Origin of the sequence: Herbiconiux sp. (assembly GCF_023264855.1) — a bacterium.
Classification (GTDB): Bacteria; Actinomycetota; Actinomycetes; order Actinomycetales; family Microbacteriaceae; genus Herbiconiux.
On the sequence record NZ_JAHFUW010000074.1, the window covers coordinates 1 to 15,114 of the forward strand.

General features: G+C 69.0%; 15 protein-coding genes, 1 tRNA gene and 2 pseudogenes. 8 read left to right on the plus strand and 10 right to left on the minus strand.

The window, feature by feature from the left end; genetic code table 11:
• The 3 genes and pseudogenes from Q0D75_RS19875 to pstB form a co-directional block, all read left to right on the plus strand.
• A pseudogene (locus tag Q0D75_RS19875) lies at window positions 1-355 on the plus strand (hypothetical protein); the annotation flags it as partial.
• Entirely contained in the window at window positions 352-1,455 is a 1,104-nt protein-coding gene (gene pstA / locus Q0D75_RS19880) for a phosphate ABC transporter permease PstA (protein ID WP_291057417.1), read from the plus strand. The pseudogene Q0D75_RS19875 and the gene pstA, both read left to right, overlap by 4 nt.
• A 50-nt stretch (window positions 1,456-1,505) precedes the next feature.
• Complete coding sequence (pstB, locus tag Q0D75_RS19885; protein WP_291057419.1) at window positions 1,506-2,285, plus strand: phosphate ABC transporter ATP-binding protein PstB; 780 nt, start codon at window positions 1,506-1,508, stop codon at window positions 2,283-2,285.
• A gap of 86 nt (window positions 2,286-2,371) precedes the next feature.
• Here the strand turns inward: pstB and Q0D75_RS19890 are convergent, their stop codons facing one another.
• The 3 genes from Q0D75_RS19890 to Q0D75_RS19900 all read right to left on the minus strand — a co-directional run bounded on the left by Q0D75_RS19890 (window position 2,372) and on the right by Q0D75_RS19900 (window position 4,702).
• The gene (locus Q0D75_RS19890) at window positions 2,372-3,244 is read right to left on the minus strand and encodes an anti-sigma factor (protein WP_291057421.1); all 873 of its coding nucleotides are present in this window, start codon (window positions 3,242-3,244) and stop codon (window positions 2,372-2,374) included.
• A complete protein-coding gene (locus Q0D75_RS19895; RefSeq protein ID WP_291057423.1) occupies window positions 3,241-3,843 on the minus strand; it encodes a sigma-70 family RNA polymerase sigma factor in 603 nt (200 codons plus the stop codon). Before Q0D75_RS19895 ends, Q0D75_RS19890 begins: the two co-directional genes overlap by 4 nt.
• Before the next feature lie 229 nt (window positions 3,844-4,072).
• Window positions 4,073-4,702: a DNA-directed RNA polymerase subunit beta gene (locus Q0D75_RS19900; RefSeq protein WP_291057425.1), complete on the minus strand. Its 630-nt coding sequence runs from the start codon at window positions 4,700-4,702 to the stop codon at window positions 4,073-4,075.
• Window positions 4,703-4,832: 130 nt separating this feature from the next.
• On the opposite strand from Q0D75_RS19900, the gene Q0D75_RS19905 reads away from it, so the two are divergent.
• Both Q0D75_RS19905 and Q0D75_RS19910 read left to right on the plus strand, forming a co-directional pair.
• A tRNA-Lys gene (locus Q0D75_RS19905) sits at window positions 4,833-4,905 on the plus strand.
• Window positions 4,906-4,980: 75 nt separating this feature from the next.
• Window positions 4,981-5,679, plus strand: coding sequence for a hypothetical protein (locus Q0D75_RS19910; protein ID WP_291057427.1), 699 nt, complete (start codon window positions 4,981-4,983; stop codon window positions 5,677-5,679).
• Window positions 5,680-5,743: 64 nt separating this feature from the next.
• On the opposite strand, the gene Q0D75_RS19915 is transcribed toward Q0D75_RS19910, so the two are convergent.
• The 4 genes from Q0D75_RS19915 to Q0D75_RS19930 all read right to left on the minus strand — a co-directional run bounded on the left by Q0D75_RS19915 (window position 5,744) and on the right by Q0D75_RS19930 (window position 7,923).
• Window positions 5,744-5,875, minus strand: coding sequence for a hypothetical protein (locus Q0D75_RS19915; RefSeq protein WP_291057446.1), 132 nt, complete (start codon window positions 5,873-5,875; stop codon window positions 5,744-5,746).
• A gap of 92 nt (window positions 5,876-5,967) precedes the next feature.
• On the minus strand, window positions 5,968-6,630 hold the full coding sequence (locus tag Q0D75_RS19920; protein WP_291057429.1) for a dihydrofolate reductase family protein: 663 nt from the start codon (window positions 6,628-6,630) through the stop codon (window positions 5,968-5,970).
• Window positions 6,631-6,684: 54 nt separating this feature from the next.
• The gene (locus tag Q0D75_RS19925; protein ID WP_291057431.1) at window positions 6,685-7,629 is read right to left on the minus strand and encodes a DUF4436 family protein; all 945 of its coding nucleotides are present in this window, start codon (window positions 7,627-7,629) and stop codon (window positions 6,685-6,687) included.
• Between the two features lie 21 nt (window positions 7,630-7,650).
• A complete protein-coding gene (locus Q0D75_RS19930; RefSeq protein ID WP_291057433.1) occupies window positions 7,651-7,923 on the minus strand; it encodes an ATP-dependent DNA ligase in 273 nt (90 codons plus the stop codon).
• A gap of 290 nt (window positions 7,924-8,213) precedes the next feature.
• Between Q0D75_RS19930 and Q0D75_RS19935 the strand changes: the two genes are divergently transcribed.
• The 3 genes from Q0D75_RS19935 (at window position 8,214) to Q0D75_RS19945 (ending at window position 12,437) form a co-directional block, all read left to right on the plus strand.
• On the plus strand, window positions 8,214-9,950 hold the full coding sequence (locus Q0D75_RS19935) for an ABC transporter ATP-binding protein (protein ID WP_291057436.1): 1,737 nt from the start codon (window positions 8,214-8,216) through the stop codon (window positions 9,948-9,950).
• A gap of 119 nt (window positions 9,951-10,069) precedes the next feature.
• Window positions 10,070-11,995 carry an ABC transporter ATP-binding protein gene (locus Q0D75_RS19940; protein ID WP_291057444.1) on the plus strand — a complete coding sequence of 642 codons (1,926 nt, stop codon included), beginning with the start codon at window positions 10,070-10,072 and terminating at the stop codon, window positions 11,993-11,995.
• A gap of 64 nt (window positions 11,996-12,059) precedes the next feature.
• Window positions 12,060-12,437 carry a DUF4190 domain-containing protein gene (locus Q0D75_RS19945; RefSeq protein ID WP_291057438.1) on the plus strand — a complete coding sequence of 126 codons (378 nt, stop codon included), beginning with the start codon at window positions 12,060-12,062 and terminating at the stop codon, window positions 12,435-12,437.
• Window positions 12,438-12,488: 51 nt separating this feature from the next.
• On the opposite strand, the gene Q0D75_RS19950 is transcribed toward Q0D75_RS19945, so the two are convergent.
• The 3 genes and pseudogenes from Q0D75_RS19950 to Q0D75_RS19960 form a co-directional block, all read right to left on the minus strand.
• Window positions 12,489-13,427 (minus strand): aldose 1-epimerase family protein, encoded by a 939-nt coding sequence (locus Q0D75_RS19950; protein WP_291057440.1) that lies wholly within the window; start codon window positions 13,425-13,427, stop codon window positions 12,489-12,491.
• A gap of 39 nt (window positions 13,428-13,466) precedes the next feature.
• Window positions 13,467-14,348, minus strand: coding sequence for a bifunctional methylenetetrahydrofolate dehydrogenase/methenyltetrahydrofolate cyclohydrolase (locus tag Q0D75_RS19955; protein WP_291057442.1), 882 nt, complete (start codon window positions 14,346-14,348; stop codon window positions 13,467-13,469).
• A pseudogene (locus Q0D75_RS19960) lies at window positions 14,342-15,114 on the minus strand (serine hydroxymethyltransferase); the annotation flags it as partial. The pseudogene Q0D75_RS19960 and the gene Q0D75_RS19955, both read right to left, overlap by 7 nt.

Here is a 15,114-nt window from a genome sequence, read left to right on the forward strand (position 1 = left end):
GCGGATGCTCACCGAGGGTGAGAACTCGCAGACCATCGCCGCGAACATCGCCCTCAACTTCCCGATCGCCACCACCCTGCAGCGCGAGGCCCTGATCGGCACCGGCCTGCTGCTGTTCGTCATCTCGCTGGCCGTGAACATGCTGGCCCGCGTGATCGCCGGCCGCGCCGGACGGAGCGCGCAGAAGAAGCGCAAGAAGATGCTCGCGCAACTGCCGCCGTCGGATCCGACGACCGTGCTGGCCGTCGACGACGTGCTGGCCCGCAAGGCCGCCGCACAGCGCGCCGAAGGCTCCGGCGCCGAGACCGGCGAGCGCCCCACCGATTCCTCCGAGCGAGAGCGAGGCGACGCGTGAGCGCCACCCTGACCCCGAGCCGCACGCCCAGCGGCCCGATCGCGAACTCCCTGACCTCGGGTCAGCTCCCCCGCCGCATCGAGTGGTACGTGCTGGCCGGCTCCCTCGCCCTGAGCGCCGTGGTGCTCGCCCTGATGGGCTTCAACATCGCCGGCTGGCTCGTGCTCACCGCCGTGATCTACCTGATCGCCCTCGGCATCCTGTCGTCGGTCGTGGAGAACCGGCGCAAGGCCACCGACCGCGTCATCCGCGGCGTCGTCACCGTCGCCTTCCTGCTGGCGCTCGCCCCGCTGATCTCCACCCTGATCACCGTGGTGGCGAACGGCATCGGCTCGATCAGCTGGGACTTCATCACCCAGACCTCCGGATCGGTCTTCAACGCCGACACCCTCGAGGTGGAGACCAAGGTCGGCGCCTGGCAGGCCATCGTCGGAACCCTGATCATCACCGGCATCGCCGCGCTGATCTCGATCCCGATCGGCATCCTCACCGCCATCTACCTGGTGGAGTACGCCCAGCCCGGCAACTGGATGGCGCGCACCGTCACCTTCCTGGTCGACGTGATGACGGGCATCCCCTCGATCGTCGCCGGTCTGTTCGCGTTCTCACTGTTCAGCCTGATCGTCGGCCCCAAGGCGTTCAGCGGCTTCTCGGCCTCCGTCGCCCTGTCGGTGCTGATGATCCCGATCGTGGTGCGCTCCTGCGAGGAGATGCTGCGCCTCGTGCCGCACGACCTGCGCGAAGCATCCTTCGCCCTCGGCGTCTCGCGCTTCTCGACCATCGTCAAGATCGTCCTGCCCACCGCCATCGCCGGCATCGTGACGGGCGTCATGCTCGCCATCGCCCGGGTGATCGGTGAGACCGCGCCGATCTTCATGGCGGCGAGCTTCACCGACAACTTCAACGCCAACCCCTTCGAGGGCCCGATGCAGACCCTGCCCGTGATGGCCTACACCGGCTACAAGTTCCCGGGTCAGGACATCGCCGCCTCGAACGACTCCGCCTGGGGGGCCGCGCTGCTGCTGGTCATCCTGGTCGTCATCCTCAACCTCATCGCCCGTGTCGTCGCCAAGGTGTTCGCACCCAAGGGCTCGCGGTAACCCTCCCGAACTCCTCACCCGAACCCCCGAACGCAGAAGGAACTCCTTACGTGTCCAAGCGCATCGAAGTCAACGACCTCAACGTCTACTACAGCGACTTCCTCGCCGTCGAAGGCGTCAACATCAACATCGAGCCGCGCACCGTGACGGCGTTCATCGGGCCCTCCGGATGCGGCAAGTCCACGTTTCTGCGCACCCTGAACCGCATGCACGAGGTCATCCCCGGTGCCCACGTCAAGGGCGAGGTGATGATCGACGGCAACGACCTGTACGCGCCCGGCGTCGACCCGGTGCTGGTGCGCCGTCAGGTCGGCATGGTGTTCCAGCGGGCGAACCCGTTCCCCACCATGTCGATCCGCGACAACGTGCTGGCGGGCGTTCGCCTGAACAACAAGCGCCTGTCGAAGTCGGACGGCGACGACCTGGTCGAGAAGTCGCTGAAGGGCGCCAACCTCTGGGAAGAGGTCAAGGACCGCCTGGCGCTGCCCGGCCAGGGCCTCTCGGGTGGTCAGCAGCAGCGACTGTGCATCGCCCGCGCGATCGCCGTCTCCCCCGACGTGCTGCTGATGGACGAGCCCTGCTCGGCCCTGGACCCGATCTCCACCCTCGCCATCGAAGACCTGATCGAGGAGCTCAAGCAGGAGTACACGATCGTGATCGTGACCCACAACATGCAGCAGGCCTCGCGCGTCTCCGACAAGACCGCGTTCTTCAACATCGCCGGCACCGGCAAGCCAGGCAAGCTGATCGAGTACGACGTCACCTCGACGATCTTCTCGAACCCCAGCGTGCAGGCCACGGAAGACTACGTCTCCGGCCGCTTCGGTTGAGCTGAGCCCTCGCGAACAAAGAAAGCCCCCCTCGCCGATCGGATCGGTCAGGGGGGCTTTCGTCTGTGTGATTGCGGGGTCGAGCGCTAGGCGCTCTGGACGACCAGGATGGGGTCGGTGGTGGGAGCCGTGGAGCCGCCCGCCGGTTCCACCGTGACGCCGATGGCGTCGCCCGAGGTCAGCGCACCGTCGAGCACGTGCCAGGTGGTGCCGTCGGCCGAGGCCGTGAAGGTACCGGCCGGGATGGCACCGCCCGAGTTGATGTACCAGGCCTCGTACACCTTCCCGTCGGGCAGGCCCGCGAGTCCGTCGACGAGCACGGCCGAGCGGCCGAGGTCGTTCGACCAGACCAGGGTGGCCGTGCCGCCGTCGGTGACCTGCACCGTCTCGCGCTGCACGTCATCGGCCGCGGTGATCGCGGCGAGCTGTGCGGCGGAGGCGTCGATGGTGGTGCTGTTCGTGGTGCTGTTGATGATCGCGCTTCCCACGAAGCCACCACCCACGAACAGGGCCGCTGCGGCGGCGACCGCGGTGAGCAGGCCGACGGGACGGGCGAACCAGCGCACGCGGGCCCGCTGCTCGGCGGCTCCGGATGCCGGCGCGGCCAGCTCGGTGACGGTCGCGTCTGCAGCGGGTGCGGCAGGAGCATCCGCAACCACCGTCTCAGGAGCGTTCGGGCGGGCATCCTGACCCGTCGTGGACTCGACGGCGGGAAGCTGCGGTGTGATGGCCAGCTTGGCCATCAGTTCGGCCTTCATGCGCTCGGACGGCGTCACCGGGGCGGCCGCGAGGCCCAGCAGGCTGGCCGTGGCGGCGAGCTCGTCGGCCTCCTCGCGGAGCACGTCGGAGCGGGCGGCGGCACGTTCGAACGCCTCGGCGTCTTCACGGGACACCGCGTCGAGTGCGTAGGCGCCCGTCAACAGGCGCGGGTCGTCGTGGTCGTCGTGTGGACCGGTCATGAGGTCACCCCCAGTTCGTCTCTCAGGCGGATCATCCCGTCACGCAACCGTGTCTTCACGGTGCCGACGGGGATGGACAGGATTCCGGCGACTTCGCTGTGGCTGTAGCCGCCGTAGTAGGCGAGGGAGATCGCCTGGCGTTGCAATGCGGTCAACTGCGCCATGGCTCTCTTCACCCTCTCGTGCTCGATGCGGATCTCGACGGATTCGCTGACCTGGTCGTAGGCCGGCTCGATGTCGCGGATGCCGATGCGCTCGTCGCGGTCGTGGCCGGCTTGCGAGGCACGCACCCGGTCGACCGCCCGGCGGTGCGTCATGGTGAGGATCCAGGACATCGCGCTGCCCCGGGTGGTCTCGAAGCGGGAGGCGGATTTCCAGATCTCCAGGAAGATCTCCTGCGCCACCTCTTCGGACTGCGCATGGTCGATCAGCACGCGCTTCACGAGGCCCAGTACACGCGGCGCCACCCGGTCATAGAGTTCGGAGAACGCCTGCTGGTCACCGAGGGCGGTGCGTTCCAGCAGGGTCTCGACGCTCTCGGCGGGTTCGCCGCCTTCGACATCGATGGGCCCTCTGTTGCTCGTCACGAGTTCCAGCATGTCAGGTCACGCCCTCCCCCGCTCACGGCACCCAGGTGGTGTGCACGATCGTTATTCGGGGCGGTGCGTGGATCGGTTTGCGGTATCGCAGAGATATCTGCGGAAAAAGCGAGACCGGGCCGCGAAGAACGCCTCTCGGCGGAAGGCCGCTCGTAGCGGCGATATTTGGAGCCCGGGGTTATCGCGGCCCGGCAGCCTCCATTTTACCGAAGGAATCCGGCGCGTCGAATCAATCGAGCCCGTCGCGGCGCCAGAGGGCGGCCGATTGGCTCAGGTCGTCGCCGATCGACTCGAACCGCAGGGCCCGCGTGGTGAGGGTGGAGGCGGTCTCGGGCGCGCCGATCTCCGCATCGTCGGCGATCGAGGCGCACCCCTGGGCCATGATGCGGCAGAACGCGGCGGCCCTCTCGAGCGCGACCGCAAAGTCTCCTGTGAACAGTCCGCGCAGGATGCGATCGGCCAGCTCGGTGATCTCCTTCGGCCCGGTCGGCGACTCGGCGCCGGCCACCACGGGGTCGATCGAGGGGATCAGCTGGGCGCCGCGCTCGAAGAAGTAGCTGGTGAGCTCGGGATCCTGGCGGATGAGCGCGCGCAGCAGGTAGATGCGCCAGAGGCTGCCGGGCAGGCTGTGGGCGCCGGCGCGCGACCAGAGCTCGGCCACGGTGTCGATGCCGTGGTCGTCGGTGAAGGCGATCAGGCGGTCGATCACCTCGGGCTGCGGATCGTCGCGCACCCGGCTGAGCAGTGCGCCGGCCGTCTCGTGGGCGACCCGGTTGATGGTCGCCGGATCCTCGCCGCCGTGGAAGGCCGCGAAGGCCTGCCCGCTGAAGAACATCGGTTTGTGGAAGTCGTCCGCCATGCCATCCATTCTGCGCCTGCGTGCTGGGGCGCCGTCTGGGCGCCTCCTCATTCAACGCCGTGCGCGCGAAACCCTTCCCGGGCCGGCTTCGCGCAGGGCGAACCCGGATTAGCGGTAGATTGTTCTGCGAGGGCCTGTAGCTCAGTTGGCAGAGCATCGGACTTTTAATCCGCGGGTCGAGGGTTCGAGCCCCTCCGGGCCCACCTCACCTCGTGCACGATCTGCGCGCTCCCGCCGCGCCGATGCGCTGTTCTACGAGTGTCTGCCACAATCAGCTCATGAGCAACTCACAGCAACCGCCCGTCTACCCGCCGGCACAGCCGCCCTATCAGCAGCCCGTGGCAGTCCCGTCCAAGACGAACGGCCTGGGCATCGCGGCCTTGATCGTCGGCGGTGTGGCCTTGGTCGGCGCGTTCGTTCCGTTCCTGAACTACGCCACCGGTTTCATCGCGTTCGTCGGACTCGTGCTCGGCATCATCGCCCTGTTCCTCAAGGGCAAGAGCAAGGGCGTCGCGATCGCCGGCACCATCGTGAGTTTCGTGGCGCTCGTGCTGTCGATCGTCCTGGCGATCGTCTACACGGCGGCCTTCGCGGCCTCGGTGAGCAGCAGCATCGAAGAGGTGCAGACCTCCAACAGTGCCGCCGCGGCCGTGCCCGTGTCGGTGAAGTACGAGGTCACGAGCGACCTCGCGAACATCGACGTCAGCTACTCGCTGTACACGAACGGGTCATCCGGTACCGAATCGAGCAGCGGTGTGCCCGCGCCGTTCACGAAGGAATACACCGTCGAGACCGGCGGCGCCTTCGACTTCAGGTCGTTCCTGCTCACCGGATCCACGGGCTCCGATCCCGGTACCGTGACCTGCACCATCACCGTGGACGGCGAGGTCGTCTCGACGCAGACCGCCACGGGGTCGTACGCCTTCGTCACCTGCTCCAGCAGTGACTTCAACGGGCTGGACGGCGACGCCGAGTAGCGATGCGTGCCACGGCCGGCTGGGCTGATGGCGTCGTCGAATCACTCCAGCCGCGCCGCGTGAGCTACCGCTGGCCGCGGAACAGGCGCAGCACGACGATCACCGAGACCCAGACGATGCCGATCGTCGCCAGGCCCAAAAGGCCGATGTAGAACAGTTCGAGAAAGAAGTACGGGTCGTCGCCCATCGTCGTCACGCTCCTCTGCCTCTGCGAGGAACGCTACGACCGCTTTCGCTGCGGGGACACCCCTTGACGTCGTGTCATTCGAGGTGCCGGCCGCGCAGCGGTCAGCGCGGCTTTCGGGTGAAGACGTGGTGCACGGCGCCGCTCGGCGAGACGGTGGACTCGAGGTCGAAGCGCTCCTCGAGACCCTCCTGACCGTCCCAGAGTCGGATGCCACGGCCCAGCACGACCGGTGACACCACGATGTGCAGGTGGTCGACGAGGTCGGCGTCGAGGAACTCGCGCACGACCGTGGGGCCGCCACCGAGACGAACGTCGAGGCCTCCGGCCTGCTCGGCGGCGAGCGCCAGCGCCTCCGCCGGCGGCAGATCGCGGAACAGGAAGGTCGTCTCGCCGAGCACCAGGTCGGGTCGCGCGTGATGCGTGAGCACCACCACCGGCGTGTGGAACGGCGGCTCGTCGCCCCACCACCCCTGCCACGACTCGTCCTCCCAGGGCCCGGTCTGCGGCCCGAACTTGCCGCGCCCCATGATCTCGGCGCCGATGCCCTGCTGGGAGGCGGCCGCGAACGCGTCGTCGATGCCGCGCGTACCCCCGCCGACGGCCTCCGCATCGTGCCCCGTCATGCTCACGAACGCATGTGTGGGGAAGAACCAGCCCATCAACCGCTGCCCTGCGTGGCCGAACGGCGCCTCGAGGGTGCGCCCCTCCCCCGTCGCGAATCCGTCGAGCGAGACAGCGAGATTGTGCACCCGGAGCAACGTCATGCCCAGACCGTACCGGAAGATGTGGACGTTGTACACATCACGGCACGTCGCCCCTCAGCGAGGCTCGTCCCCGGGTGGCGGCGGCCGCTGGAAGGCGTCGGCCGGGGTGCCCCAGCGGTTCCAGGCGAGCACGTAGATGGTGAGACCCGTGATGAGGGCCACGATCACCCAGAGCACGACGAGGAAGTCGATCCAGGAGCCGATCGGGGGCGAGCCGGGAAGGAAGCCGCGCAGCGGGACGACGGCGAAGAGCATCGCACCCATCCAGCTCGTGAGGGTGGCCTCCACCTTACGGTGGCCGGTGAACGCGCGGATCGCGACGAACAGCACGAGCACGGGCATCACCACGAGCAGGCCGAGCAGCAGGAAGCCGAAGGCGAAGGTGCTGCCCGAGCGCGTGGCGCCCATGTCGATGGTGGGGACGTCTTCTTTCGTGCCGTCGCCGAGGATCACCGGCACGGTCACCTCGTCGTTCTGCGCGACGGCGAAGTTCCAGCCCGACAGCGAACCCTTCCACTGCACGTAGACCGGCGCATACTCCTTCACCCCGTCGACGGTCGAGTAGGCGACGATCTTGAGGTTCGCGTTGTAGCGATCGAAGGGCCAGTTCTCCACCGTTCCACTGGCGGGGATCGAGATCGTCTTGGTCAGGAGCGCCAGCGATCCGGCCTTCAACTCGATCGCCTGCGTGCCGTCGATCGGCGAGATGATCACCGTGAGATCCCGGGTGAGCGCGATGTCGTCGACAGCGTCGACGATCGAGTCCTGCGGATAGACCCGCACGTCCACCGACAATCGCTCGCCCGCGCCGTTGACCGCAACGGGCGACATCTCCAGCGTGACCGAGTCGGGCTGAGGCTCGCCCGACGTGCCGCCCGACTCCGAGCGGGTGTTCGCCGCGTAGAGCAGCACCACGGCGACGTAGACCAGCACCACCAGCACCACGAAGCCGCCCACAGCGAGCCGCCGCCGCATCCGCGTGCCCTGATCAGACCCCATGCGCCGAGCTTATCGAGAGCGTTACGCCTCGGGCTCCCCCTGGGGCGGCTCGGGCATGATGTGCAGGTCTCCGCGGTTGGCCGAGAGCACCATGAGGTCGAGCCACGAGCGGTTGATCGCCGGCGGACGCCCGCCGTAGAAGCGGAAGCGCAGCGGGATCGACGGATGCACCCAGAGCGTCTCGCGCCCGCTGCCCTGGCTGGCATCCATGCTCCACGACAGCGAGAACGCCTCGGCATTGCGCAGCTTCGAGACGATCACGATGCGCAGGTGCGCCAGGAGACGATCATCCATCTCGATCTCCGACGCAGCCGGACCATAGATCAAAAGGCCCAAGCCCGTGCTCCCAAGGTGTTCAGGGGCCTCGAAAGCCCGTTCGTGGAGCTTAACCGAGCCGATTTCAGAGCCCAAAATTGCTGATCGGGGGCTTGACATCCGACCGTCGCGTCCGTGATTTCCGAGGAGTTTTCGGAGCGTCCGGATCGATCGGATTGCGACTGTCGGTGGCCTCGGATAGTGTCCCTGCAGGACGCGACCGAGCCCCTACGACCCGGCCGATCCGCGTACCGAAAGAGGCCTCCTGCATGACCCTGCTCCGTCTGCTGACCCGCTACCTGCGCCCGTACGGCGGCTCCCTGCTCGCCGTGGTGCTGTTCCAGCTCATCCAGGCCGTGGCGTCGCTCTACCTGCCCACGCTGAACGCCGAGATCATCGACCAGGGGGTGGCGCTCGGCGACACCGCCTTCATCCTCTCGACGGGCGGCTGGATGCTCGTCATCACGCTCGTGCAGGTCGCCTCCTCCATCACGGCGGTGTACTTCGGCGCCCGGCTGGCGATGGCCCTGGGGCGCGACCTGCGAGGCGATCTCTTCCACCGGGTGAGCGAGTTCAGCGAGCGCGAGGTCTCGTCGTTCGGGGCGCCATCGCTGATCACGCGCTCCACCAACGACGTGCAGCAGGTGCAGATGCTCGCGCTCACCACGATGACGCTCCTGGTGTCGGCGCCGATCCTCGCCGTCGGCGGCGTGGTGATGGCGCTGCAGCAAGACCTCGAGCTCAGCTGGATCATCGCGGTCAGCGTTCCGGTGCTGCTGGTGTCGCTGAGCCTCGTGATCGTGCGGATGGTGCCGCAGTTCCGGCGCATGCAGACCCGCATCGACACCGTGAACCGGGTGCTGCGCGAGCAGCTCACCGGCATCCGCGTGGTGCGCGCCTTCGTGCGGGAGGACTCGGAGACCGAGCGCTTCGCCCGCGCGAACCGCGACGTGACCGACTCGGCGCTGCGGGCCGGCCGGCTGCTGGCGCTGATGTTCCCGATCGTGATGCTGGTGCTGAACGCCTCGAGCGTCGCGGTGATCTGGTTCGGCGCCTTCCGGATCGACGACGGCTCGATGCAGGTCGGCACCCTGATCGCCTTCCTCAGCTACCTGATGCAGATCCTGATGGCCGTGATGATGGCCACCTTCATGGCCATGATGATCCCACGCGCGGCCGTCTGCGCCGACCGCATCACCGAGGTGCTCGGCACGGAGTCATCGGTCGTGATGCCCGCCGCCCCGGTGCGCGGCACGCCGCACCTCGGCCGGGTCGAGCTGCGCGGCGCGACCTTCTCCTACCCGGGCGCCGAGCAACCGGTGCTGCGCGACCTCGACATCACGGTGGAGCCGGGCAGCACCCTGGCCATCATCGGCAGCACCGGCGCCGGCAAGACCACGCTCGCCAACCTGCTGCCGCGGCTGTTCGACGCCACCGGAGGCGCCGTGCTGATCGACGGCACGGATGTGCGCGACTACGACCCCGACGATCTCTGGGGGCGGATCGGCCTGGTGCCGCAGAAGCCCTACCTCTTCTCGGGCACCATCGCCTCGAACCTCCGCTACGGTAAGCCCGACGCCAGCGACGACGAGCTCTGGGAGGCCCTCGAGATCGCCCAGGCCAAAGACTTCGTGAGCGCCATGGAGGGCGGCCTCGAGGCGCCGGTCGCCCAGGGCGGTACGACGGTCTCCGGCGGGCAGCGGCAGCGCCTCGCCATCGCGCGGGCGCTGGTGAAGCAGCCCGAGATCTACGTGTTCGACGACTCGTTCTCGGCGCTCGACCTGACGACGGATGCGCGGCTGCGGCAGGCCCTCCGCGCACATCGCGCCGGGGCCACCATGATCATCGTGGCTCAGCGGGTGTCGAGCATCATCGAGGCCGACCAGATCGTGGTGCTCGAAGACGGCGCGATCGTCGGGCGCGGCACCCACGAGGAGCTGCTGGCCGAGGGCGGCACCTACGCCGAGATCGTGGCCTCGCAGCTCACCGCGGAGGAGGCGGCATGAGCGGGCGCGCACCGGCGGGCGGAGCATCCGGAACCCGTCCCGGCGGCCCGGGCACAGGAGGTCCCGGCGCGGGAGGCCCTGGCGCGGCAGGGCCCGGCCCCGGCGGCCCTCGCGGGCCCATGGGCGGCGGGCGGCCCGGTGCGAACATCGGCATGCCCACCGTCAAGGCCATGACGTTCGGGCCCTCGGTCAAGCGCCTCATCGGCCGCCTCAGCCCGCACCGCGCCGCCGTGCTGACGGTGATCGCGCTCGGCACCGTCAGCGTGTTCTTCACCGTGCTCGGCCCGTGGCTGCTCGGCCAGGGCACCAACCTCATCTTCGCGGGCGCGATCTCGCAGTCCCTGCCCGCCGGCGCCACGAAAGAGCAGGTCATCCAGGGCCTGCGCGATTCCGGGCAGAACGGCCAGGCCGACCTGCTCAGCGGCATCGCGCTCACCCCGGGCCAGGGCATCGACTTCAACGCGCTCTCGATCGTGCTCGGCACCGCGCTCCTGCTCTACGTGGCCTCGTCGGTGTTCTCCTGGCTGCAGGGCCGCCTGCTCAACACGATCGTGCAGCGCACCGTCTACCGGCTGCGCGAAGACGTCGAGGCCAAGATCAACCGCCTGCCACTGGGCTACTTCGACCGGATGCCCCGGGGCGAGCTGCTCAGCCGCGTCACCAACGACATGGACAACGTGGCGCAGAGCCTGCAGCAGACCCTCTCGCAGATGCTCACGAGCATCCTCACCGTGGTCGGCGTGATCGTGATGATGTTCGTCACCTCGCCGTTGCTCGCGGTGATCTCGCTGGTCACCATCCCGCTCACGGTCGGCATCACCGCCGTGATCGCCAAGCGGTCGCAGAAGCTCTTCGTGGCGCAGTGGGCCCACACCGGCGCGCTGAACGCGCAGATCGAAGAGAACTTCACCGGCCACGCCCTGGTGAAGGTCTTCGGCCGCCAGCGCGAGACCGAGGCCGCCTTCCGCACGAAGAACGCCGAGCTGTACAGCGCGAGCTTCGGCGCGCAGTTCGTCTCGGGCATGATCATGCCGGCGATGATGTTCGTCGGAAACCTGATCTACGTCGTGATCGCCGTGGTCGGCGGCCTGCAGGTGGCCAGCGGCGCCATGAGCATCGGCGCCGTGCAGGCCTTCATCCAGTACTCGCGCCAGTTCACGCAGCCGCTCACCCAGCTGGGCTCGATGGTGAACCTGCTGCAGTCGGGCGTGGCCTCGGCCGAGCGCGTGTTCGAGCTGCTCGACGCCGACGAGCAGACCCCGGATGCCTCTCCCGCGCAGACCCCTCCGGCCGACGCCCCCGGCCGCCTGGTGTTCGACGACGTCTCGTTCAGCTACTCCCCCGACAAGCCGCTCATCCAGAACCTCTCGCTGGTGGCCGACCCGGGGCAGACGGTCGCGATCGTGGGGCCGACGGGCGCCGGCAAGACGACGTTGGTGAACCTCATCATGCGCTTCTACGAGCTGGACGCGGGCCGCATCACGCTCGACGGCGTCGACATCGCGCAGATGACCCGCCGCGACCTGCGCTCGCGCACCGGAATGGTGCTGCAAGACACCTGGCTGTTCGGCGGCACCATCCGCGACAACATCGCCTACGGGCGACCGGATGCCACGGAGGAGGAGATCCTCGAGGCGGCTCGGGCCAGTTATGTCGACCGCTTCGTGCACTCGCTGCCCGACGGCTACCACACCGTGCTCGACGACGAGGCCTCGAACGTGAGCGCCGGCGAGAAGCAGCTGCTCACCATCGCGCGGGCGTTCCTCTCCCGGCCGAGCGTGCTCATCCTCGACGAGGCCACCAGCTCGGTCGACACCCGCACCGAGCAGTTGGTGCAGAAGGCCATGTCGGCCCTCCGCGCCGACCGCACGAGCTTCGTGATCGCGCACCGCCTCTCCACCATCCGCGACGCCGACCTCATCCTCGTGATGGAGTCCGGTCGCATCGTCGAGCAGGGCTCGCACGCCGAGCTGCTGGCCGCGGGCGGCGCCTACTACTCGCTCTACACCGCGCAGTTCGCCTCGGCGGCGGTCGACGAGGGCTGACCGGTTCGCCCCGATTCCGGATGCCCTGACCCGACTTCCAGGTGCCCGGGTTAGGTTGTTTTCCATGAGCAACTACCCGGTGCCGGGTCCGACCCCTGCAGGCTGGTACCCCGACCCGGAGGCCAGCGACGTGCTGCGCTGGTGGGACGGCTACCGCTGGACCGACGACTTCGCTCCCCGGGCCATCGACCCGGCCGACAGCCGCAACGGGTACGCCACGGCGTCGCTCGTGTTCGGCATCGTGTCGATAGGCCTGAACATCCTGCTTGTGCCGAGCATCCTGGCCATCGGCTTCGGTGTCGCCGGTCTCACCAAGGCGCACCGGATGCATCAGGGTCGCGGGATGTCGATCGCCGGCATCGTGCTCGGCGGCGTCGGCGTCATCACGATGCTCGTGTTCATCGTGCTGTTCTCACTGATGCAGGTGCACTCGCACCAGTGAGCATGCCGCAGCCGCGGCACCGGGCGCAGCCGAGGCACCGGGCGCCCCGTCTCAGGCGGTGGGCACGACCAGACGGATTCCCCACTCCATCGTCCAGGTCTCGCCGGGCGCGAGCCACCGCAGCCCCTCACCCGTGTTGAAGGCGTTCGCGGGCGCGGTCATCGGCTCGATCGCGACGGCACGGCGCGGGCCCTCGGGCGCCGCGAACGCCGCCGGCGTGAACACCTGCACGAACCCGAAATTCTGATCCGCCCAGAGTTCGACGCGACGGCCGTCGGGCGCCTCGAGCGACTGCACGCTGCGGCCATCCGCGGGGCTGACGCGCACGCCGCCGAAGCCGTGGTCGACCGTGAGGTCACCGACCCTGCGCCCGAGCGTGAGGTCGAAGTCGGTGCCCGACACGGCCTCCTCCGACACCGGGATCTGCTTGTCGTCGGTGAGGAAGCGGGTCGTGGCGTCGACGGTGAGCGTCAGCTCGTCGGCCGGAACGTCGCCCACCCGGAGGTACGGATGCGCGCCGACGGCGACCGGCGCGGCCTCGACGGAGTCATTGCGCACGGCGTGCCGCACGATCAGCCCGTCAGCAGTGAGCTCGTGCTCCACCGAGGTCTCGAGCAGAAACGGGTAGCCGTGCTGCGGATACACCGTCGCCGTCTGGTGCACCCGGTGCTCGTCGTGCGCCAGCAGCCGGTAGGGCGTGTAGCGCAGCAGACCGTGGATGGCGTTGTCCTGCTTGGGTTCGGTGAGGTCGAGTTGCTGCACGGCCCCGTCGAGCATCCACCGGCCGCCGGCCACCCGGTTCGGCCACGGCACGAGCACGATCCCGGCCGCGCCCGGCGGCGTCGACGACTCCGGGAAGCTCTCGACGAGCGCCACTCCGTCGACCGCGAGCTCCCGGATGCCGGCCGCCACCTGCGTCACGACGGCGGTCACCCGCCGCCCGTCCTGCAGCAGCGAAAGGGGGTACTGGTCTCCGGTGGGTGCGCGCACGCCCTCACCCTACCGCCCGCCCCCGGGGGAGGGAGCGGGTCAGCGAATGCGGCGCTCGGCCTCTTCGAGCACGTTGAGCAGCAGCATGGCGCGGGTCATCGGGCCGACCCCGCCGGGAACTGGGGAGAGGAAGCCCGCGACCTCGGCCACGCCGGGATCGACGTCGCCGATCAGGCGCGCCTTCCCCGTGGTCTCGTCGACCACGCGCGTGATTCCCACGTCGAGCACCGCCGCGCCGGGCTTCACCCAGTCGGCCTTGATCAGGCCGGGCACGCCCACGGCGGCGACCACCACATCCGCTCGCCGCACCTCGGCGGCCAGATCGGTGGTGCGCGAGTGCGTGAGCGTGACGGTGGCGTCGACGCCCTTGCGGGTGAGCAGCAGTCCGAGCGGGCGGCCCACGGTGAGTCCGCGGCCGACCACCACGACGTGCTTGCCGCTGAGCGGCACGTCGTAGCGCCGCAGCATCTCCACGATGCCGGCCGGGGTGCAGGGCAGGGGCGAGTTCAGTTCGCCCTCGACGCCCAGCACCAGCCGGCCGAGGTTCGTGGGGTGCAGGCCGTCGGCATCCTTCGCCGGGTCGATCAGCTCGAGCATCGCGTTCTCGTCGATGCCCGCGGGCAACGGCAGCTGCACGATGTAGCCGGTCACGGCGTCGTTCGCGTTGAGGGCGGCGATCGCGTCGCGCACCTCCTGCTCGGATGCCGTGGCCGGCAGGTCGACGCGCACCGACTCGATGCCCACCTCGGCGCAGTCGCGGTGCTTGCCCGCGACGTACGAGATCGATCCGGGGTCCTCGCCCACCAGGAGCGTGCCGAGACCGGGCACGATGCCCTGAGCGCGCAGCGCAGCGACCCGCTCGGCGACCTCGGCCTTGAGTGCGGACGCCGTCGCGACGCCGTCCAGCCGGGTGGCTACCACTGCTCGAGGCCCGGGTAGAGCGGGAAGCCGTCGGTGAGGGTGAGCACGCGGGCGCGCAGGGACTCGACATCCGGAGCCGGCTTGAGGGCGCTCGCGATGATGTCGGCGACCTCGGTGAACTCCACGTCGCCGAAGCCGCGGGTGGCGAGCGCCGGCGTGCCGATGCGCAGACCCGAGGTCACCATCGGCGGGCGAGGGTCGAACGGCACCGAGTTGCGGTTCACCGTGATGCCCACCTCGTGCAGGATGTCTTCGGCCTGCTGGCCGTCGAGCTCGGAGGTGCGCAGGTCGGCGAGCACGAGGTGCACGTCGGTGCCGCCGGTGAGCACGTCGACGCCGGCGCCGCGGGTGTCGTCGGCCATCAGGCGCTCGGCCAGGATGCGGGCACCGGAGAGGGTGCGCACCTGGCGGTCCTTGAACTCGGGCTCGGCCGCGAGCTTGAACGCGGTGGCCTTGGCGGCGATGACGTGCATCAGCGGTCCGCCCTGCTGACCCGGGAACACGTTCGAGTTGAGCTTCTTCGCCAGCTCCATGTCACGGCTCACGATGAAGCCGGAGCGCGGGCCGCCGATGGTCTTGTGCACGGTCGACGACACCACGTCGGCGAAGGGCACGGGCGAGGGATGCAGGCCTGCCGCCACGAGCCCGGCGAAGTGCGCCATGTCGACCCAGAGCTTGGCGCCCACCTCGTCGGCGATGGCGCGGAAGGCGGCGAAATCGAGCTGGCGGGGGTAGGCAGACCAGCCGGCGATGATCACCTGCGGCT

Bases quoted from the DNA above. Each gene is read 5' to 3' on its own strand.
- Q0D75_RS19920 (WP_291057429.1), bottom strand. From the start codon at position 6,630: ATGACGTTGCTCCGGGTGCACAATCTCGCTGTCTCGCTCGACGGATTC.
- Q0D75_RS19925 (WP_291057431.1), bottom strand. From the start codon at position 7,629: ATGGGGTCTGATCAGGGCACGCGGATGCGGCGGCGGCTCGCTGTGGGC.
- Q0D75_RS19940 (WP_291057444.1), top strand. From the start codon at position 10,070: ATGGGCGGCGGGCGGCCCGGTGCGAACATCGGCATGCCCACCGTCAAG.
- Q0D75_RS19945 (WP_291057438.1), top strand. From the start codon at position 12,060: ATGAGCAACTACCCGGTGCCGGGTCCGACCCCTGCAGGCTGGTACCCC.
- Q0D75_RS19930 (WP_291057433.1), bottom strand. From the start codon at position 7,923: ATGGATGATCGTCTCCTGGCGCACCTGCGCATCGTGATCGTCTCGAAG.
- Q0D75_RS19900 (WP_291057425.1), bottom strand. From the start codon at position 4,702: ATGGCGGACGACTTCCACAAACCGATGTTCTTCAGCGGGCAGGCCTTC.
- Q0D75_RS19935 (WP_291057436.1), top strand. From the start codon at position 8,214: ATGACCCTGCTCCGTCTGCTGACCCGCTACCTGCGCCCGTACGGCGGC.
- Q0D75_RS19910 (WP_291057427.1), top strand. From the start codon at position 4,981: ATGAGCAACTCACAGCAACCGCCCGTCTACCCGCCGGCACAGCCGCCC.
- Q0D75_RS19890 (WP_291057421.1), bottom strand. From the start codon at position 3,244: ATGACCGGTCCACACGACGACCACGACGACCCGCGCCTGTTGACGGGC.
- Q0D75_RS19895 (WP_291057423.1), bottom strand. From the start codon at position 3,843: ATGCTGGAACTCGTGACGAGCAACAGAGGGCCCATCGATGTCGAAGGC.